Annotated in this window: 18 protein-coding genes; 3 read left to right on the top strand and 15 right to left on the bottom strand. The window is 34.1% G+C overall.

The genetic code is table 11. From position 1 onward, the window contains the following. Position 1: 1 nt before the first annotated feature. From L6651_RS02770 to L6651_RS02800, 7 genes are all read right to left on the bottom strand, one after another. Positions 2-1927: a V-type ATP synthase subunit I gene (locus L6651_RS02770; RefSeq protein WP_237036530.1), complete on the bottom strand. Its 1926-nt coding sequence runs from the start codon at positions 1925-1927 to the stop codon at positions 2-4. Beyond that, the gene (locus L6651_RS02775) at positions 1927-2946 is read right to left on the bottom strand and encodes a V-type ATPase subunit (RefSeq protein ID WP_237036531.1); all 1020 of its coding nucleotides are present in this window, start codon (positions 2944-2946) and stop codon (positions 1927-1929) included. The genes L6651_RS02770 and L6651_RS02775 overlap by 1 nt, the downstream gene beginning before the upstream one ends. Beyond that, the gene (locus L6651_RS02780; protein WP_237036532.1) at positions 2933-3265 is read right to left on the bottom strand and encodes a hypothetical protein; all 333 of its coding nucleotides are present in this window, start codon (positions 3263-3265) and stop codon (positions 2933-2935) included. The genes L6651_RS02775 and L6651_RS02780 overlap by 14 nt, the downstream gene beginning before the upstream one ends. A gap of 279 nt (positions 3266-3544) precedes the next feature. Then, positions 3545-4339: a J domain-containing protein gene (locus tag L6651_RS02785; RefSeq protein WP_237036533.1), complete on the bottom strand. Its 795-nt coding sequence runs from the start codon at positions 4337-4339 to the stop codon at positions 3545-3547. A 95-nt stretch (positions 4340-4434) separates the two neighbouring features. Beyond that, positions 4435-6171, bottom strand: coding sequence for an NADH-dependent [FeFe] hydrogenase, group A6 (locus L6651_RS02790; RefSeq protein WP_237036534.1), 1737 nt, complete (start codon positions 6169-6171; stop codon positions 4435-4437). Positions 6172-6179: 8 nt separating this feature from the next. Then, entirely contained in the window at positions 6180-7757 is a 1578-nt protein-coding gene (locus tag L6651_RS02795) for an NADH-ubiquinone oxidoreductase-F iron-sulfur binding region domain-containing protein (RefSeq protein WP_237036535.1), read from the bottom strand. Next, positions 7750-8244, bottom strand: a complete 495-nt coding sequence (locus tag L6651_RS02800) for an NADH-quinone oxidoreductase subunit NuoE family protein (RefSeq protein ID WP_237036536.1) — start codon at positions 8242-8244, stop codon at positions 7750-7752. Before L6651_RS02800 ends, L6651_RS02795 begins: the two co-directional genes overlap by 8 nt. A 178-nt stretch (positions 8245-8422) precedes the next feature. Between L6651_RS02800 and L6651_RS02805 the strand changes: the two genes are divergently transcribed. From L6651_RS02805 to L6651_RS02815, 3 genes are read left to right on the top strand one after another with little or no spacing between them, the layout of a single operon-like run. Beyond that, entirely contained in the window at positions 8423-9400 is a 978-nt protein-coding gene (locus L6651_RS02805; protein ID WP_237036537.1) for an ABC transporter substrate-binding protein, read from the top strand. 3 nt (positions 9401-9403) lie between these two features. Then, positions 9404-10135 carry an ABC transporter permease gene (locus L6651_RS02810; RefSeq protein WP_237036538.1) on the top strand — a complete coding sequence of 244 codons (732 nt, stop codon included), beginning with the start codon at positions 9404-9406 and terminating at the stop codon, positions 10133-10135. Beyond that, positions 10128-10688, top strand: a complete 561-nt coding sequence (locus L6651_RS02815; protein ID WP_237036539.1) for an ABC transporter ATP-binding protein — start codon at positions 10128-10130, stop codon at positions 10686-10688. The genes L6651_RS02810 and L6651_RS02815 overlap by 8 nt, the downstream gene beginning before the upstream one ends. A gap of 14 nt (positions 10689-10702) precedes the next feature. Here the strand turns inward: L6651_RS02815 and L6651_RS02820 are convergent, their stop codons facing one another. The 8 genes from L6651_RS02820 to L6651_RS02855 all read right to left on the bottom strand — a co-directional run bounded on the left by L6651_RS02820 (position 10703) and on the right by L6651_RS02855 (position 19676). Next, the gene (locus tag L6651_RS02820) at positions 10703-11914 is read right to left on the bottom strand and encodes an ABC transporter permease (protein WP_237036540.1); all 1212 of its coding nucleotides are present in this window, start codon (positions 11912-11914) and stop codon (positions 10703-10705) included. Beyond that, the gene (locus L6651_RS02825) at positions 11914-12591 is read right to left on the bottom strand and encodes an ABC transporter ATP-binding protein (protein ID WP_237036541.1); all 678 of its coding nucleotides are present in this window, start codon (positions 12589-12591) and stop codon (positions 11914-11916) included. Before L6651_RS02825 ends, L6651_RS02820 begins: the two co-directional genes overlap by 1 nt. Next, entirely contained in the window at positions 12569-13960 is a 1392-nt protein-coding gene (locus L6651_RS02830) for an efflux RND transporter periplasmic adaptor subunit (RefSeq protein WP_237036542.1), read from the bottom strand. The genes L6651_RS02825 and L6651_RS02830 overlap by 23 nt, the downstream gene beginning before the upstream one ends. Continuing rightward, positions 13953-14519: a hypothetical protein gene (locus L6651_RS02835; RefSeq protein WP_237036543.1), complete on the bottom strand. Its 567-nt coding sequence runs from the start codon at positions 14517-14519 to the stop codon at positions 13953-13955. The genes L6651_RS02830 and L6651_RS02835 overlap by 8 nt, the downstream gene beginning before the upstream one ends. Before the next feature lie 176 nt (positions 14520-14695). Then, positions 14696-15190 (bottom strand): anaerobic ribonucleoside-triphosphate reductase activating protein, encoded by a 495-nt coding sequence (gene nrdG / locus L6651_RS02840; protein WP_237036544.1) that lies wholly within the window; start codon positions 15188-15190, stop codon positions 14696-14698. After that, on the bottom strand, positions 15190-17310 hold the full coding sequence (gene nrdD, locus L6651_RS02845; protein ID WP_237036545.1) for an anaerobic ribonucleoside-triphosphate reductase: 2121 nt from the start codon (positions 17308-17310) through the stop codon (positions 15190-15192). The genes nrdG and nrdD overlap by 1 nt, the downstream gene beginning before the upstream one ends. A gap of 242 nt (positions 17311-17552) precedes the next feature. Then, positions 17553-18458: a polysaccharide deacetylase family protein gene (locus L6651_RS02850; RefSeq protein WP_237036546.1), complete on the bottom strand. Its 906-nt coding sequence runs from the start codon at positions 18456-18458 to the stop codon at positions 17553-17555. A gap of 15 nt (positions 18459-18473) precedes the next feature. Then, entirely contained in the window at positions 18474-19676 is a 1203-nt protein-coding gene (locus tag L6651_RS02855) for a S41 family peptidase (protein ID WP_237036547.1), read from the bottom strand. Between the last annotated feature and the right edge of the window lie 66 nt (positions 19677-19742).

A 19742-nucleotide genomic window follows, 5' to 3' on the forward strand; every position in this document is an offset into this window, starting at 1 on the left:
CCTAAAATATGTTTTTGTCGGGAACAAATTCCCTTCCGTCTCCAATGTAATATTTACTAAACATTTCGTAATATTCAAGTCTTAGTGATTGAATAAATACAATTAACCCTTCCAGGCCAAGTATTACAATATTTCCTATGATAATCATTGCGATTGATCCAGTCTTTGTACCAATCATATTTCCAATGGTTGAAAAAGCTAAGAATAAACCAACGTGGTTTATTGCAAAAGCTCCAACCCTTATAAAGGAAATTGTTCCAGAAAATATTGAAATTATGGTTTCAACAATTGAAAAGCTAGATTCTATAAAATATCCACTTGGTAAATTAGTTTCTTCTTTTAATACAAACTTTTGATATAGTACCTTTTTAAACACCATTGCCAAGATACATAAAACTGCAACTATTATAAAAACATTAAGTACTATGTTACTTAATCTAAATAGCTTTGTACTGGCAATTCCTAAAATTGATAAATATAACAAAAATCCTGCAATACCCTTTTCTCCAAAGTAAAGCTCTTCAAAATTTTTAGTTCTAACAAAGTTAGTGACTCCAAGGGAGTAACTCATTATAAGTAAGATAACCCCAAGGACTATTGCCATTATAAGAATTGTGTTTATATTTTCATATGGATTGAATAAAATTGGCTTTACAATGGTTTCAAGACCAAACACAGAGCCATATAAAAATCCAAATATGGTTGAACTGATTCCAAGTCTAGTCACAAGTCCTCCAAAGTCTCTATTTACAAACTTGCCAACCAGTATGCCTGCTAAAGCAAAGAAAAGTCCCTGCCCAACATCGCCAAACATTGAACCAAATAAGAGCATATAAGTTATTGCAAAGAAAGGTGTTGGGTCAATCTCTTCATAATTAGGCACACCATACATCTTTACAAGTAATTCAAAGGGTTTAAACACATTGTTGTTTTTCAACTTTGTCGGTGGTTTTATTTCATAGTCGTCAACTTCGTGGAAAGTTACATCAACCTTGTACTTGCTTGTTAATTCGTTGTAAAGATATTCGCTGTCCTGTTTTGAAATCCAACCGGCCAAGTAAAAATATCTATCTGAAACCGCCAAAGAGGTCTTTGTGTTTTCAAGATTTAATTTATTATACTTGTCCTTTAAAATTTGGACTATGCCATCTTCGTTGTTCTTTTTATAATCTTCAATGAAATTTTTACTCTTTTCTATTTCAGTTTCAAGCTCTTTACTTTCTTTCTTTAGTCTTTCAATTATCTCTGAAGGCTTTCTTTCAAAACCTGAAGGTATTTTAATTTCCTTAAAGTTTAAAGATCTTAAAACCCTACCAATATCAACCTCCATGTCACTAGGGTAAATAATAAAATAAACTTCCCCTTCTTTTAAAGCCCCCATATGAAAAATTGCTGCAAAAATATTTTCATAGTTCTTCTTTATCTTAAGCCTATCTTCCTTAGATAGAATTCCAAATTTAAAGTTGAAATTTTTTAAATCCAAAAGTTTTGCCATGGAGATATTTATATTGCCAAACATGTGGAATATATCCATGTCTCTATTTTTTTCTTCTAATCTTTCTTGAAGTCTATCTAAATTTTCCATTTCATCGGAAATCTTTTCAAAATCAGACTCTGAAATAGGCGAACCTGAACTTCTTAAATACTTTTTCTTATTTAAGTCAATATTCAAATGATTACAGATGCTATCAAGCTTTTCTTTTTCTTCATTTAAATTTAAATCGCTATGATATTTTTTTATATAATTAAAGTCGATGGCCATATTTACATTTTCACTGCTTATTGGAAACATAAATTGGCTATTTTCTATTAACTCAGATGCTTCTATTATCTCAGTGGTTTTTGAATTTACAATATCATTTAGGATATTTTCCATATCTTCAAACTGCCCGATAACATTCATCATGTACATTCTTTGAGATTTCATTAAAACCTCCTTTCTTCATAACAAATCAAATAATTTTTTATATCTTCCTTATCCATATTCAATTCTTTCCCCTGCATTATTACCATGATATCTTTAATTTGAAACTCATAGATTAAAATATATCCCAGTGCCTTGCCAATGTCGAAATTCATACTTTTAAAATATTCTTTGAACTTTGAATATAAAAACTTATCATTTGTAAGGCTCATTTCAATATCTGTGCCTTCTCCTGCAAAGAACTTCACACTATACTCAGTTCCCTTAACAAAATTCAAAAATGAATCAAGGTCCATCTTTGACATTTCTAAAAGGGCGTCTTCTCCAAACTTTAAACCTCTAAATATACTATAGTTATAGATTAAAGTATCATCAACATCGTAATACTTCTTTGCCCTATAAATCCAAGTGAGATTTTTTAAGTCTATAATTGTTCCAAAGAGTTCCTTTGCTTTTTTTCTGCTCCTTTTATCAAGCTTGTCACAATATTTATAAAGATCTGAATAATGAAACCTATCCAAAGACATCTCCAAGTAAAAAAGAATTTCTCCGCCTATCTTTTCGTTATAACTTCTTATATAGTCGTAATATCTTTCTTTACTTAAAGATTTTATAAAGTCAGAAATAGAAATCCTTGAATTAACAGAGTTATAAAAGCCTTCTTCTATAATAAAGTTTTCTTTGGCTAAGTTTTCATTGCTGTTATATATATTCCTTACGGCTTTTTTAACATCATCAATTTTATATCTATCTATCATTAAATCCATAAGTACTTTATAGTCATTAGCCATAAAATTACTTAAAGCCTCCATCTTTTCAATTAGAATTCTCTTAATATGCACAGATAGATAATCTAATTCTTGAAAATCGGTGGCTTTAATAAATTCTTTCTCCATTAGAAAGTTTAATATTTCTCTTTGTGATAAATTCAATATATAATCATAGTCAGAACTCTTTAGCAAATTCTTTCCCATGCCAGATATCTTGGTGTTAACAGCAGAAAAATCTTTAGCTCCTGCCATCTTTATAATCACCTTCCAAAACCGTTTTGGTTATATAATCTATTATTCCCGGTTTTTCTAAACGGTATCTCTCCATAATAAGGTCCAATTTCTTTTCCAGTGAATTTTTAATCTCATGCTCCCTAGATTTAAAATCACTCTTAGCCTCTTCTTCAAAGACCTGGATCCTTTCATCAAGCTTTTGTTCAAGTTTCTTTTCAAAATCTGCCTTTGACTTGTTGAAACTAGCTCTTAGCTCTTGTTCCTTTAATCGATACTCCTCGTCTAGAGATGAAGTCATTTCATCAAGCTCTACAATTTTTTCTATAAATTCATTCATCTCTTACCTCCTCCTAATTAATCATATACCTTAATAAGGAATATGTTAAATTCGAATCGTTTTCTTTTTTAATATTTTTTGCTATTTGTTACATTTTCTTAATAATTTTTATGTGGTATATTAGATTATTATTCATAATCACAAACTAATATATTTTTCTGAACAGCTAAATTTAGAGGATTAATTTTTAATCCGTAAAAGATGTTTAATAATTATTTGCTTTAGTAAATTTAGATTATCAAAAGAAAAAGACCCGCTCACGCAAGGTCTTATCGCAAATTAATTTGTATATTGATTGTATCTCTTTATATTTTCTTCAGTTAAAAACTCATAGGCTTCATTTACCTTTTGAAACATCTCCGTTGCAGATTCACTCTTATTTATATCTGGATGATACTTCTTTGCCATTTTTCTATAAGCTGTTTTTACTTCATAGGTATTTGTATTAACTGGAACTTCCAAAATAGCACAACTATTTTCATACTTCTTTTTAAAATCTTCCAGTGGATTGGAGTAATTTTGACTTTGGTTTTGATAGTATCCACCATATCCATTTGAACTCTGTTGCCCAGTTCTATAGGTCCTATAATAAGTTCCAGATCCTGAAGAACCTTCTGAGAAGTTTCTAAATACCTCTTCCCAAAATTCGTTTTGAGCTCTCTCTTGCTCCCTTCTTTTTCTTTCCTCTTCTTCTTTCTTATCTCTATAGGCTTTTTTAAATTCTTCGTAGCTCTTGTAGTTTTCCCTGTTATTAATTAAATAGTCTCCGTAGTTTCTCAAGTATTCAACTGCGGAGTAATGTAAAAATTCCAAGTAGCTAATAAACTTTCGACCAAGTAGTGGTATTACAATAAAAAATACAAATACAATTAAAAAAACCGGTAGGTATATAATTAAAATCGGTAAGAAAAATACAAAGCCGGAGCAGGCTAGTAGCGCCACTATACTAAGTACGCTTTTGCCAAGTCTCGAAATTACATCTACAATTACTTGAAGTATCTTTATTAATCCACCTATTAAAAAGTCCAGCACATCTGCAAGCACTAAGATGAACTTTCCCCAAAATTTTCTCATATTTCACCTTCTACTACATAATATTAAAATTATATCATCTAATAACTCTTTTTCAAAATAAAAAAGAGATAGACTTTCGCCTACCTCTTTATAGTTTATAGTTTTGGTTTTTTCTCATATGAAGTGTGAAGTAATTCAATAGCAAGTGGACTTGCAACTCCACCAAAGAACTCATCATAAAGTTTTTGTACTTTTTCGTTCTCATGAGATTTTCTCTTTGCTTTGCCCTTGTCTATGGAATAAATTCCTTCAGCCCTTCTTTTTAATACGGATAGGTCGCCGTGGTGATACGGTTGTCCACCTCCACCTATACAGCCTCCTGGACAAGCCATTACTTCTATTGCGTGAATTTCTTCTTCTCCACTTTGTACTTTTTCAAGTAATCTTCTTGTATTACCTAGGCCGTTTGCAACTGCTATTCTGATTTTTTTGCCGTCAATTTCAACTTCAGTTTCTTTAATTCCCGTTAGTCCTCTAAGGTCTGTGAATTCAAGCTCCCCAAGTTCTTCACCAGTAATCTTTTCATATGCAGTTCTTACGGTAGCTTCAATAACTCCACCTGTTGCTCCGAAGATTGCTCCCGCTCCTGTTGACTCTCCCAGTGGATCATCAAAGTCTTCGTCATCAAGCTCTTGGAAATTTATTCCCGCTTCTTTTATCATTGAAGCAAGTTCTCTCGTTGTGATTACAACGTCAACGTCTGAGTTTCCGTCTTCTGATTCAAGTTCTGGTCTTGCTGCTTCAAATTTCTTTGCAATACATGGCATAACTGAAACTACAACTAGGTCTTTAGGGTCTATGTCCATCTTTTTACATAGATAAGACTTTGCAACCGCTCCAAACATTTCGTGTGGACTCTTACAGCTACTTGGAATGTCGATTAAGTCACTAAATTGTTGCTCCATGAAGTTTACCCAACCTGGACAGCATGATGTTAGTATAGGAAGGGTTCCATTTCCCTTTAATCTTTCCACAAATTCATTTGACTCTTCCATTATTGTAAGGTCTGCAGCAAAGTTTGTGTCAAATACCTTTTTAAAACCAAGTCTTCTAAGGGCATTTACCATTTTGCCTGTAACTACAGTGCCTGGTTCTAAACCGAATTCTTCTCCAAGAGCAACTCTAACTGCAGGTGCCGTTTGAACAACTACAATCTTATCTGAACGAAGTAGTTCCCACACCTTGTCCACGTTTGATACTTCTGTTAATGCTCCTGTTGGACATACTGATAGACATTGTCCACAGAATGTACATGTTGTTTCAAACATGGATCTGTCGAAAGTACTTCCTACATAGGTATTAAATCCTCTACCTACTTCTGCCAACGCCCCAACTGTTTGAACTTCGTTACACATGGTTTCACATCTTCTACAAAGAATACATTTATTTGCATCTCTAACTAGTGATAGAGAACGGTCATCTATTGGAAGGTCTCTCTTCTCTCCTTCATATGGAATTTCCCTTACATTTAAATCCCTAGCTAATGTTTGTAGTTGACAATTTAAGTTCTTTGGACATGTTAAGCAGCTATTAGGGTGATCTGAAAGTAGAAGCTCTACAATGGCCCTTCTAGCCTTAACAGCTTTAACGCTGTCAGTATTTATATCCATGCCTTCTTTAACTGGAGTTGCACATGCTGGAAGAAGTTTACCGTTTCGTAAATCTTCAACCATACAAACTCTACAGCTGGCAAGTTTATTTACAAATTTTATATCATGAAGATTCAAATGGCAAAGCGTAGGTATTTTAATACCAATGGTGTTTGCAGCTTCTAATATGGTAGTGTTTTTTTCAACCGCCATTTCTACTCCATTTATTTTAATATTTACCATTTTTCCTCCTAAGCTAAAATAATAGTTCCAACTGGACATGCATCCATACATTGACCACATTTTATACATTTATCTTGGTCAATAACATGTTGCTTTCTAACTTCTCCTGAAATACAATCCACAGGACAGTTTCTTGCACATTTAGTACAGCCAATACACTTTTCAGTAATAACGTAATTTAATACGCCCTTACATTTCTTTGCAGGACATGTTTTATTTTCGCCTACATGTGCATAGTACTCTTCTGGGAAGTACTTTAGAGTTGAAAGTATTGGGTTTGGACTTGATTGACCAAGGCCACAAAGACTTGTAGATGCAACTATTTCTGAAAGTTCTTCAAGTTTTGCAATAGTTTCTTCAGTTGCTCTACCTTGAGTTATGTCATCAAGCATTTCAAGTAGTCTCTTGTTTCCAATTCTACATGGTGTACACTTTCCACATGACTCGTCTACGGAGAACTCCAAGAAGAATCTGGACACGTCAACCATACAGTCATCTTCGTCCATAACAACCATTCCGCCTGAACCCATTATAGAGCCAATGGCCTTTAATGATTCGAAGTCGCAGCCAGTGTCAAAAAGACTTGTTGGTATACAACCACCAGAAGGTCCACCAGTTTGAACCGCCTTTGCCTTCTTATCATTTTGGATGCCCTCTCCTATGTCATAAACTATTTCTCTTATGGTTGTTCCCATTGGAACTTCCACAAGGCCAGAGTGATTTATCTTACCTACAAGGGCAAATACCTTTGTCCCAGTAGACTTTTCTGTACCAATTGACTTAAACCAATCGCTACCTCTATTTAAAATTTGAGCTATATTTGCAAATGTCTCAACATTATTTATTACAGTAGGTTTCCCCCAAAGTCCTTTAGTGGTAGTTCTAAATTCCTTGTTTCTAGGCATACCTCTCTTACCTTCTATGGACTCCATAAGCGCAGTTCCTTCACCACATACAAAGGCTCCCGCACCAAGTCTTAGGCTAATGCTAAATGAGAAGTCTGTTCCCATTATGTTGTCCCCTAAAAGGTTTAGCTTTTCAGCTTCTTCTATTGCTTTCATAAGACTCTTTACTGCCTTTGGATACTCGGCTCTAACATATATATAGCCCTTTGATGCTCCAATGGCCTTACCACATATTGCCATGCCTTCAAGAACTGAATGAGGATCTTTTTCTAGTACAGATCTGTCCATAAATGCACCTGGGTCTCCCTCGTCTGCATTACAGATAACATACTTTTGATCTGCATCTTGAACTAAAGCTGACTCCCACTTGATTCCTGTTGGGAAACCTGCTCCACCTCTTCCTCTTAGGCCAGAGTCTTTTATTATGTCAACAACTTCTTGTGGAGAAATACTATGTAGAGATTTTTCAAGTGCAAAGTAACCATCTCTCGCAATATATTCTTCAACTGAGTCTGGGTTTATTACGTCACAGTTTCTTAAAACAACCCTTGTTTGACTCTCATAAAACTTACCTTTAGGGCAAATGTTTTCTCCATCTATAACAAATTCCTCTTGTTCAAGTCTTTTTAATAGAACTGGGTAAGTTTTTTCTTTTATACTTAAAAGTTGCTCCTTATTCACTGTCGCCTCCTTTTGCATCATATATGATCTTGTGAATCATATCAGGCTTAACATATCCAATGTTTTCTCCATCAACAGTTACAACCGGTGCTATACCACACTCTCCAACACATCTTGTTTCAATTACAGAAAACTCGCCATCTTCCGTTGTTTGTCCCGGTTCTATTTCAAGAGCTTCACAGAAGTCATTAAGTAATCTGTCAGCTCCCTTAACATAGCAAGCTGTACCTAAGCATACACATATTTCATGTTTACCTCTAGGTTCAAAGGTAAACTGTGAATAAAATGTAGCTACCCCATAGATTTCGCTTGAATGTTTTTTTAACTTCAAAGCCATAAGGTCAACAATCGGTTCTGGAATGTATCCAAATACTTTTTGTGCTTCTTGAAGTACTGGCATTACAGCGCCCGGCTCGTCCTTATGGTCCTCAATGAATTGAACAAAGTTATCAAACTTGTCCCTATCCTTTTCTAAACAAAAAGCCATATTTTCCCCCTATTTTTATATTCCATAATATTTTAACATATTCGGAGATAAAAATCATGCTTAGGAAAATATTTTCAAGATTTTAAATACATATGTTTTATCTATAATTAAAAATAGTGTAAAAAACTTTTTTTGTGCTATGATAATGATGTAGTAATTTTTTAAAAAGGAGAATCAAATGAAAAATAAATTATTTAGTATTTTGCTTTTACTTACACTGATACTTACTTCATGTGCAAGTAAAGCGCCAATTAATGAAACAGAAACAAATTCTGTCGCTGAAACTAACGCTACTGTAGAAGAAGTTTCAAGTGAACTAACGATTTCTTCCATGAAGGGACCAACTGGAATGTCTTTGGCTCCACTAAAGGAAGAAGGCTACAACATTTCAATTAAGGGAAGCATAGAAGAGCAAATGGCAGCCATACAAAAGGACGAGGCTGATGTGTTTTTAATTCCATCAAACCTATATGCCAAGCTCCAAAATAAATCGGGCAATTTAAAGCTGTTAGCGCCTAATGTTGGAATGGCCCTTAGCTTAGTTGGACAACATGAAATAAACTCTGTGGAAGAATTAAAGGGAAAGACAATTGCCCTTACTGGACAAGGTGCAATGCCAGAAGTTATTTTAAGAACGCTTTTAAAATCTTTCAATATGGAAGATGAAGTGAACTTAAATTTCGTAAAAGATCCTACAGAGGCAGTGCCAATGCTTATTAAGGACGAAAACTCTTTTGCGCTTTTACCTGAACCATTTGCCACAGCAGTGCTTAGTAAAAATGAAAATCTTTTAAAGGTAATTGATTTAAAGGAAATTTGGAAGGAAAAAGAACTTCCAAATATAATTACATCTGTTATTGTTGCAAAGTCCGATGTGTATGAAAGTAAGAAAGATGATATAGACGCCTTTGTCACAGACTATCAAAACAAAATTGTAGATTTTGTTAATAGTCCTCTTTCAAGCACTAACGTAAACTACGGAAAAGCTATTGAAGAACTTGATATTATAAAGGCACCTATTGCAATAAAATCTATTCCTTCAATTGAGTTCTTAGGTGATGTTAATAATTATAAAGAAGATTTAAAAGCGTTTTTAGAATATGTTTTGGAGCTTAATCCTGAACTAATCGGCGGAAAAGTTCCTGATATGGAGTAAAAGATGATTAATTTAAAAAAGTTTCTAGGATATATTTTTTTAATACTCATTTGGACTATAGCTTACTATGTAGTAAATAATCCAATAATACTTCCATCTATTTGGCAGGTACTTGTGAGAACCTTTGAACTTTTTAAAACCGGGGAGATACTTTCTCCCCTATTGTCTTCTCTATACAGAGTCTTTGCGGCAATTTTAATCTCTGTTCTATTAGGTGTACTATTCTCAATGATATCTTATTCATTTAAGATGAGGGATTTTTTCTCTCCACTGATGTCTATACTAAAGTCAACTCCCGTGGTGTCCTTGGTTTTGATTATTTTATTTTTTACAAATAGCGAAAACCTATCATCCATAGTTGTCATACTTATAATTACGCCAATAGTCTATGCAAATATTTTAAATGGACTGGACAGTATAGTTAGGGAAAAGTTTGAACTTGCGAAAGTCTTTAAACTCTCTCCCTGGGTGAAGTTTAGATATATTGAGCTACCTGTTATTATAAATAAAATACTCTTTTCTGTGGTTTTATGTGTTGGAATTGCACTAAAGGCGGCGGTTACTGCAGAAGTTATTGCCGGTGGGTCAAAGGGGCTTGGGAGTATGCTATACCTATCAAAGATTTCATTTGAAATGGTGGACTTACTTTCCATTACAATTATAATTGTCTTGAGTTCATATATTATTGAAGAATTCTTTAAAGTTTTTCTTAGAAAGTGGTGTAAATATGATTAATCTTAATTTAAAGGAAAAGTCATTTGACGACAAAGTTATTTTAAAAGATATTTCACTACAGATTGAAAAGGGAGATATTTTATCCATTACGGGCCAGTCGGGCATTGGGAAAAGCACCTTGCTTCGAATACTTACTGGCCTTGACAATGACTTTGTTGGAGAAATTACTAATACTTTCAAATCAGCTTCCATATCCTTCCCAGAAAAAATTTTTTTTGGAAGACTAAGCGCCATAAAGGAGATAAAGGCCGTTACAAAGAAAAATAGTTCTGATATAGAAGAGGCAATGGAATATTTTGGACTGTTAAAACAAAAAAACAATTTAGTAAAGACCATGTCCACTGGACAAAGGACACGGCTTTCACTAATAAGAAGTTTTCTAAGTGACAGTGAGATTATTTATTTAGATGAGCCTTTAATGGGCCTATACTTTCACAATAAGAAACTTGCCACTGAGTATATTATAAATAATCTTAATGGACGGGCTTTAGTGTACACTGGCTCACCACTTAATTTTAAAAACGAAAAAATTATCGAATTAAAAACCAAGTAAGAATACTTGGTTTTTTATGATAGTATTTCAATAACATTTTTATTTGCGGCGGACTTTGCTGGAGCATATGAGAACACAACTCCTATTACAAGGGATATTAAAAGTGCCACAACTATTGGGCCAACTTCAACCGCTGCTTTAAATGGAAGAAATGCGGAGATAACCATGGCCATTAGTAGACCAAATAGGTATCCGAAGATTCCTCCAATTACTGTAACAACTATGCCTTCCAGCAAAAACTGCATTGTAATATTTCCCTTTGTTGCTCCTATGGCACGCCTTATTCCAATCTCTTTCGTTCTTTCTGAAACTGAAATAAACATCATGTTCATCATTCCTATTCCCGCAATAAATAGAGATATGCCTCCAATTAGTGCAATGAATATGGTTATTTGATTTAAAACCTTTGATATACCCTCCAGCATCTCAGAGATATCAAAGTAGTTATAAGTTCCTAGGTCCTTCATTGAACCACTGGATTTTAATTTGTCCACAACTTCTTTAGCAGTGTCCTTCACACTAACTCCCGATTCTAAAAACACTTGAATTCCTGGGGAGTTTCTCTCTTCAGGTCTAAGGCTCTCGTAGGTTTGTTTTGGAATGGATATATCCGAAAAACCTCCTCCACCTATTCCCATACTAAAGGCTTCGTCTTTATAAATTCCAACGACTTTGTAACCGACTCCATTAATATTTATTGAAGAGCCAAGTTTTTCGTTATAGTTTTTTAGAATTTCATCCGCCTTGTCTTCGCTTAATATGGCAACTCTCTGTTTCATGTCGTTGTCCAGTGAGTTTAGGTTTCTACCTTCCACCATTTCCTTATCAGTGTTCTTTACTGTTTCAACCATGGAAGAAGCTTTTCCATTTCGTGTTTCCACTTCCAAATTCTGACTTGCAGACTCGTTGTCTTCGTTTCCAAACTTCACATCCTTAACCCCGGGAATACTTTTTATTGTAGATATATCCTCTGAATTAAAAAATACAATATTTGGATCTTCATACATGCTCTGTTTATTAGGCACAAAGGAGATGGCAATGGATACACTTTCGTCTCCCTCTTCAGTCAAGTTTTCCATAACATAGTTTTGAAAGCCATTACCTATGGAAATTATTGTAATTACAGCTCCTATTCCTATGATTATCCCAAGCATTGTAAGGATGGATCTCTTCTTGTTCCTCTTCAAGGCATTTAATGCATCATAAAATAGTACAGAAAATTTCATTACACATCTGTCCTTTCTTGTAAGTCTCCATCCTTCATAAATAATACCTTGGAGCAGTAACTCTTCAAACTTCTGTCATGGGTTACCATAACCACAGTTGTATTATTTTCGCTGTTAAGTCTTTTAAAAATATCCATTATTTCAATGGAGGTTACCGAGTCCAGGGCTCCCGTAGGTTCGTCAGCCAATAAAAAGTCTGGCCTATGAACAATTGCCCTTGCTATGGCAACTCTTTGCTTCTGTCCTCCAGAAAGTTGATTTGGATACTTGTCAATCTTGTCCAGTATTCCAACGGACTGAAGGGCATTTTCAACGGAAGTCCTTATGTCCTTTGGCCTCTTGCCTGCATATAGTAGTGGCAACTCCACATTTTCTCTTACAGTGTAGTTTTCAATTAGATTAAAGTTCTGAAACACAAAACCTACCGCTTTATTTCTAAGTCTTGACATTTCATCATCATCTAAGTTTTTCACAGATTGTCCATTAAATATATAGCTTCCTGTAAACTTTCCATCGATGAAACCAATTATATTCATAAGTGTGGACTTTCCAGAACCAGACTCACCCATTATACCGACAAATTCACCTTTTTCAATGTTAAAGCTCACATCCTTCAGTACATGAAGTTTTTCTTCCCCAGTGGTATAAACTTTATTAACCTTTTTGACTTGAATCATTTTGGTCATTGTCCTTTTCTATATTTTCACTGTCTGTATCTTTTTCAGTTGAATCTGTCCTATCCTTTACTTCCACATTTACATTGCCAGATTTTTCATCCTTGCTTTTGGAATCAGTATTATTTTCAGTTTTATTTTCTTTTTCATCCTTTGTATCTTCACTGTCGCTTATCTTTACATCAATCTCTTCACCATCTGAAACGCCAGTAATATCTTCAATAATACTATCTCCAAGTTTTAAACCCTTAAGTACCTTGTATGCGCCCTCATCTTTCATAAGTGTAACTTCAACTTTTTTAGCCTTTCCATCTTCATACATGTACACATATGTCTTTCCATCTTCCTCTTCCACTGAAGACTCTGGTAGATATAGTCCATCTTCTGTGATTTCAACATTTACTGAAAACCCATATTGTATAAAGCCATCTGGAATTACATTAAATTCAAACTCTGACATACTATTTCCCGATCCAGTTCCTGGTATGGCACCGTCTTCCTTTGGCATATTTGATATATAGGACACCCTTCCCTTTTGAGTTTCGCCGGTGGATATAACCTTTAAGTCGACAACGTCGTCTAAGTGAAGTTTGTCGTAGTCAAACTCTGAAACAGTAGAAACTATTTTAGTCTCTTTTGAAACTATTTTAATAAGTGGATCCGTCATACCTTGACTTTGTTCCGCCTTGCTCTTGTCTAAGTAAACAGTTCCCTTTACCTTTGACTTTTCAACTTCATACTGTTTATTTTTTAAATTTGCAATCTGTTCACTAACTCCGTCCATTTGTGCCTTCGCCTCTGACACAGCTCTTTTTGAAGGTGAAATTTGTGCTTCATAGGCCTTTACTTCTTGTTTCGCACCTTCTATTGAAGCCTTTGTCTGTTCAATGTCCATTTGCGCTTTAGCATACTCTTCTGGATTATCAGGATTTAAAGACTTGTTTAAAGTGTTAAGCTTGTCTTGAAGATTTGAAAGATTTTTCTTTGCCTCTGCATAGTCGGAGTTTGCTTTTGAAAGGTCACTATTTGCAAAACCCAATGAGTTTTTCATAGAGTCATATTGCCTTTGAAGCTCGTCGATTTGTTCTTTAACTCCAGGAGTTTCATATTTAAATAGATTTGCTCCCGCTTCCACATCGTCCTTATCCTTAACATAGTACTCTATAATCTTTCCCTTTGAAGGATCATAAAAAATATTTTCTGTTTCAATGGGAACTGAATTTCCAGTAAATGTAATTGGAGCTTTTTTGCTCACAGTGTATAGATCATACTCCTTTTTCGTCTTCTTTTTAGGTAAAAAAAGATTTAAAAGAGCAGCTGTAAGTAAAACTACAGCCACTACTGAAATAATTATTTTATTTTTCTTACTCATATACTTCCTCTTCTTCAGGTAACTTCTTTAATTTAGAATTTAAAACAAGCATTCTAATTGAAGGAAGTAGTTTTATTAAAAGTGCAATAAGGGCTATAAAAACTGCTATACCAATTCCTGCAGCTAATGCGCCTTTTGGTACGTTTTCCATTGACTTAGTAACTTCTTCACTCATATTTGAAGTAGCTGCTCCAGTTTTATTTATAGATGTGAAAATTCCAGATACAAAGCTATAAGCTGCCAAAATTAATGTAAGGGCATAAGGTATGATGTCAACTTTTACCTTTTCTATAATCCTGTTTCTGTTTTTAAAAGCCACAACCACACAATAAATACCAATAATTACAGTTAAAACAAGTATTATTTTATCAAATGTTGTTGGTTCAAAGTCTGCAGGATTAACTCCTAAGTCTTTAAGTTGTTCCAATTGTTTTAAGTAGGACTTTGTAATAAAGGTGTCTATTATACTCTTAATTCCAAATAGCGCCGATATTACTGCAATAACCAAATAAAAGTTATTCCAAAATCCCATTTTTTTATAAATTTCATCTCTTTTCATAATTAACCTCCTTAGTGTATTAGCATTATGATACATTAATCATAACATCAATTTTTATTTTTGTAAACAACTTTACACATATTTTGCAAAATTTTTTTAATTGTTGAGGCGGTATGTTAATTCATACCCCCCCAACAGTTTCTTTTGTTCCTAAAAAAAGAGATGGATAACCATCTCTAAATTTTTATTTCTATGACTTCATTTGCTTTTAAAGTTTTTTTCAAGTCAATTAACCTTTGGTTTGAAGAACCTCTAAATTTTAATTTCAAATCTTTTAAATCTTCAACAAATGGACCATCCACCAGCACATCACAGTTTTCTAAAATCTTTTTAGAGTCTTTGTCTTTAATGAGTTTTTCATAGACGTATCCGGAAAAGATCCAAATATTTTTATCAGTGTTTTCTCTTATATATTCTACCTTTTCACAAAGCTCATGTGCATTGTCAAATGGTTCTCCTCCCAATATGGTAAGGCCTTCCACTTCTTCTTTAGAAAGATTTCTTAAAATTTTTTCAGTAACTTCATCTGTCCACAAATTTCCAAACTCAAAGTCTTGGTACTCAGGGTTAAAACAATTTTTGCAGCCTATGGTACATCCCGTTACAAAAATTGTAGTTCGTATGCCTGGGCCATTTGCCACATCATAATCTCTAATCTGAGCAAATCTCATTAGATGTGAAGAACCCTTTCTTTAATCTCTTTAGTTCTTCCTTCGTTCCAGAAATTTTCTCCAAGGTAACCACAGGTTCTTCTTGTTACATTCATCTTTGAAGTGTCTTGGTTGTGACATTGTGGGCAGGTCCAGTTATTATCTTCGTCTAAAACTATTTCTCCATCGTATCCACAAACTTGGCAGTAATCTGACTTTGTATTGAACTCTGCATATTGAATGTGATCATAGATGTATGAAACCATTGTTTCAAGAGCCTCTAGATTATGTGACATATTTGGAATTTCCGCATATGAAATACATCCGCCCCTTGAAAGGTCTTGGAATTGTGCTTCAAATTCAAACTTTGAAAATACATCTATATTTTCTCTAACGTCAACGTGGAATGAGTTTATATAATATCCCTTGTCTGTAACGTCTTTAATAACGCCAAATCTCTTTCTGTCGATGGAGTTAAATCTGTGAGTTAGTGACTCTGCAGGTGTACCGTATAATGCAAAGCCAAGTCCAGTTTCAGCCTTCCACTCACTTACCTTTTCATTTAACTTTTTCATAACCTTTAGGGCAAACTCTGTCCCCTTAGGATCTGTATGGCTAACTCCCTTAGTTAGTAAAGTTGCTTCATAAACTCCGATGTACCCAAGGGTTACTGTGGCATATCCATTTATTAATAATTCTTGTATTGATTCGTGCTTTCCAAGTCTTGCTATGGCACCATGTTGCCAGTGAATTGGACTTGAGTCTGAATTTGCTCTTTGTAACAATTCATATCTTAGCATACAAACTTTTTTACAAAGTTCCAGTCTCTTTTCCAAAATATGGAAGAACTTTTCTTCATTTCCCTCTGCAAGAATACCAATTTGTGGGAGGTTTATTGTAACAACACCCATGTTGAATCTTCCATCAAATTTATAGCTGCCATGTTCATCTTGCCATGGTGAAAGGAATGCTCTACATCCCATTGGTGAAAATACATTGCCTTCATAGTTTTCTCTCATCTTCTTAGCTGAGATATAATCAGGGTACATTCTCTTAGCAGTACATCTTATTGAAAGAGCAGTTAAGTAGTAGTACTTGCTGTCCTTATGGATATTATTTTCATCCAATACATATATCAGTTTAGGGAATGCCGGTGTAACATATACTCCAACTTCATTTTTTATTCCCTCTATTCTCTGTTTTAAAATTTCCTCAATTATTCTAGCAACTTCTTCTTCGTATTCGCTACCCTCTTCAATATGCATAAATAGCGTAACAAATGGAGCTTGTCCATTACTTGTCATAAGGGTATTTATTTGATATTGAATTGTTTGAATACCGGACTCTAAATCCTTTTGAGTCATTTCTTCAGCCATTTTTTCAGCTAGAGTAAGGTCCTTCATAACATTAAGTGCAAGATTTAGATTTTTTTCATAAGATCTTCTTAAATACTTTCCTAAGCACTTGATGTCAATACTTTGACCGCCATATTGATTTGATGCAATCTGTGCAATTATTTGAGTCATTACATTACATGCAACTTGGAATGACTTTGGAGATTCTATCATCTTGCCATTAACTACAGTTCCATTATCCAACATATCCTTCATGTTGACTAAGCAACAGTTAAACATAGGCTGTACAATGTAGTCCATGTCGTGAATATGTATTGCACCTTCGTCGTGGGCTTGAATAAGTTCTACTGGAATAATCTTTCTTCTAGCTATGTCCTTAGAAACTTCACCTGCAATTAAATCCCTTTGAGTTGAAGCGATGTATGCATTCTTATTTGAATTTTCCTTCATCAACTCATCATTTTCAGTTTCAAGCAGTCCTATTATACTATCGTCGGTAGTGTTCTTTTCTCTCTTATATGTCTGTACCGCTTTGTAGTTTTCATATGATCTTGCTGTAGCAGGGTTGTTGTTTTGAATAAGTTTATAATAAACTTGGTCTTCTATATCAAAAATAGACATAGTTCTTCCAGTGGTTTTTGCAAAGTCTTCTATTTCAGAAGCTATCTTTTCTGCCAGTCCCTCTTCATAAATTCCTGTGCTGGAATTCATTGCCTTTTCAATTGCAACAATTATTTTGTTTTTGTTAAATTCAACTAAATTTCCATCTCTCTTTTTTACTTTCATTTTAATCACCTGCTATTATTTTATAGGAAATAACTACATATAGCAACCACAAGATGTAGGACACACTACATATAGTTATTTGTCCTATGCAGTTCTTATGAATAATATTTACATTTAAACTACCCTTCAGCCATTTGTCGTGAGTAAATATGCATATAAAATAGTTTTAACAAATTTTCCTTGTGGAATTTTTTTAAACACAAGAAAACCGACAATTTTTTCAATCGTCGGTGTCTTTAATATTATTTAAATTTTCCAAACTTATAACCTAGGTCTTTGTAGTAGGCTATAATTTGTGGTAATGCTTGTATGGTTAGTTCCTTTGAAACATTGTCATGCATAAGTATTACTTGCATATTGGTTGTTGAACCCTCTGTAAGTTGTTTAACCATGTTGAACATACCTTCAGCTGTGGAAGGTCTTCTTGACTTAGGCTCTGCATCACCTGTCATATTGTTCCAGTCAATCCACTCAACGCCTCTTTCTTTTAAAGCAGCGTCTGCTCCTTCCAAATTTTGCCATGACATGTGCCCACCTGGATATCTCCAAGTATAATATTTGAAATCATCTCCCAAATATTTTTTTGTAACTTGGTCTATTTGATTAAACTCAGAAATTATATTTTCTGTATTGCCAACTCTACCTGGATATAAATAGCTATAATCATGGCTATAGCTATGGGCTGCAATGGTGTGACCATCATCATGAATTTGTTTTAAAATGTCCTTTGTGTTGTCGTTTACATACTTACCTTGAACAAAAAATGTTCCCGGAACCTTATTGTCGTTCAATATTTTTAAAATCCTTGGAGAAGATGATGTGTCCGGACCGTCATCAAATGTTAAGAAAACCACTTTTTCACCAGTGTATTCCTTTTGTTTTCTAATAATGTCGCTAACTTCTCCCGCGTCGTATACCGCATCCGCATATGGATCTTTTAATTTTGGTTCTGTAGGTTTAGTTTCAGAAGGTTTTTCTGTTTCTTTTTCAGTTTCTTTTTCTTTCTTCGCTTTCTTCTCTTCAATTGCAATCTTTTTTATTTCAGCATCCTTTTCTGAAAAAGACTTCTGCTCCTTCATAAAAATTCCTACGATTAGGGCTAGTAGCACTAAAGATAATGCAATTATCGTTCCCTTTACCTTATTCAACTAATCATCTCCTAGTTACTTCAATATTTCTATAGCTTTTTGTAATTGTGTATCTGTGTCTATGAAATCTGGGCCGAAGTTTATTATATCGTCAGGAAGCTTTACTTCAATGTCTGGCTTAACACCAATTTCATGAATTTTATTATCCTTAGGTGTAAAGTACTCTTGTACCGTTAATTTTATTGCACCATTGTCATCAATTCCAAAGCTCTTTGCTGGAGCAATTGTTTGAACAATTCCCTTACCATAACTATTTTCTCCAACTATGGTTGCCTTCTTATAATCCTTTATTGCCCCTGACAAAATTTCCGATGCTGAAGCTGAACCTCCATTTATAAGGACTACCATTGGAATGTTTTCTTCTTTAGCATCTGACATATCAACTTCTTCTTTTTTATTCTTGTCAACGGTCTTTACTATTGGTCCCTCTGGAAGTAAATAGTCTGCAATCTTAACACAGCTGTCCTTTAATCCTCCAGGATTATTTCTAAGGTCAATAATAATTCCCTTAACATTTTGTGACTTAAGCTCTTCATAATTTTCTGTGAACTCTTTATAAGTGTGCTCACCAAACTGTGATATGTGTAGATATCCCAAATCATCAATAACTTTAGACTCAACTGTCAATAGTTTAATCTTTTCTACTTTTAAATCCATATCAATGCTGTCGTACGCGCCAGTAGAGTTCTTTCTCTTAATAACCAGCTTAACTTCATCTCCGTCCTTGCCCTTCATAATGGCAGTGGCTTCGTTTAGTTTGTCTCCTGGATACACCTTTCCATTTACAGAATAGATTATATCGTCTGGTTTTATTCCCGCTTTAAAAGCCGGCGAGTCCTTAATTGGAGACACAACTTGTATTAAGTTATCTTCCGTTACAGTTATAAAGATTCCTATTCCCTTGTACTCTCCAGAGGTTGATTGTTTAAAAGAATCAAACTCCTCTTTGGTTAAGTACTCGGAATATGGATCATTAAGACCTTTGAAAAGCCCTTTGTAAACTCCGTCTTCAAGTTTTCTCTCGTCTACGTCAAAGAGAAAGTACTTGTCTATTACTGCCTTCATTTGATTGGTCTTAGAGTATATATTAAAATCACTTTTATTTAAAATAACTTTGTCGCCTGTTGTTATTGCCATTTTATTCCCCAATAAAAATGAACCTAACATCAGTGCAACAACCAATAGCGTCATGAAGACATATTTAAAACCCTTTTTCATATTTCACCTCTATTTATAGTAACACAAATTTACATTTGTAAATATTACAAATTTCTTACAAATTTA

Source organism: Mediannikoviicoccus vaginalis, from assembly GCF_928097925.1.
Taxonomy (GTDB): domain Bacteria; phylum Bacillota; class Clostridia; order Tissierellales; family Peptoniphilaceae; genus Mediannikoviicoccus; species Mediannikoviicoccus vaginalis.

Excerpts from the sequence above, each read along its gene's own strand:
- L6651_RS02810 (WP_237036538.1), top strand. The coding sequence starts at position 9,404 with ATGATTAATTTAAAAAAGTTTCTAGGATATATTTTTTTAATACTCATT.
- L6651_RS02785 (WP_237036533.1), bottom strand. The coding sequence starts at position 4,339 with ATGAGAAAATTTTGGGGAAAGTTCATCTTAGTGCTTGCAGATGTGCTG.
- L6651_RS02820 (WP_237036540.1), bottom strand. The coding sequence starts at position 11,914 with ATGAAATTTTCTGTACTATTTTATGATGCATTAAATGCCTTGAAGAGG.
- L6651_RS02805 (WP_237036537.1), top strand. The coding sequence starts at position 8,423 with ATGAAAAATAAATTATTTAGTATTTTGCTTTTACTTACACTGATACTT.
- L6651_RS02775 (WP_237036531.1), bottom strand. The coding sequence starts at position 2,946 with ATGGCAGGAGCTAAAGATTTTTCTGCTGTTAACACCAAGATATCTGGC.
- L6651_RS02770 (WP_237036530.1), bottom strand. The coding sequence starts at position 1,927 with ATGAAATCTCAAAGAATGTACATGATGAATGTTATCGGGCAGTTTGAA.
- L6651_RS02830 (WP_237036542.1), bottom strand. The coding sequence starts at position 13,960 with ATGAGTAAGAAAAATAAAATAATTATTTCAGTAGTGGCTGTAGTTTTA.
- L6651_RS02855 (WP_237036547.1), bottom strand. The coding sequence starts at position 19,676 with ATGAAAAAGGGTTTTAAATATGTCTTCATGACGCTATTGGTTGTTGCA.
- nrdG (WP_237036544.1), bottom strand. The coding sequence starts at position 15,190 with ATGAGATTTGCTCAGATTAGAGATTATGATGTGGCAAATGGCCCAGGC.
- L6651_RS02780 (WP_237036532.1), bottom strand. The coding sequence starts at position 3,265 with ATGAATGAATTTATAGAAAAAATTGTAGAGCTTGATGAAATGACTTCA.
- L6651_RS02800 (WP_237036536.1), bottom strand. The coding sequence starts at position 8,244 with ATGGCTTTTTGTTTAGAAAAGGATAGGGACAAGTTTGATAACTTTGTT.
- L6651_RS02790 (WP_237036534.1), bottom strand. The coding sequence starts at position 6,171 with ATGGTAAATATTAAAATAAATGGAGTAGAAATGGCGGTTGAAAAAAAC.
- L6651_RS02815 (WP_237036539.1), top strand. The coding sequence starts at position 10,128 with ATGATTAATCTTAATTTAAAGGAAAAGTCATTTGACGACAAAGTTATT.
- nrdD (WP_237036545.1), bottom strand. The coding sequence starts at position 17,310 with ATGAAAGTAAAAAAGAGAGATGGAAATTTAGTTGAATTTAACAAAAAC.
- L6651_RS02825 (WP_237036541.1), bottom strand. The coding sequence starts at position 12,591 with ATGATTCAAGTCAAAAAGGTTAATAAAGTTTATACCACTGGGGAAGAA.
- L6651_RS02835 (WP_237036543.1), bottom strand. The coding sequence starts at position 14,519 with ATGAAAAGAGATGAAATTTATAAAAAAATGGGATTTTGGAATAACTTT.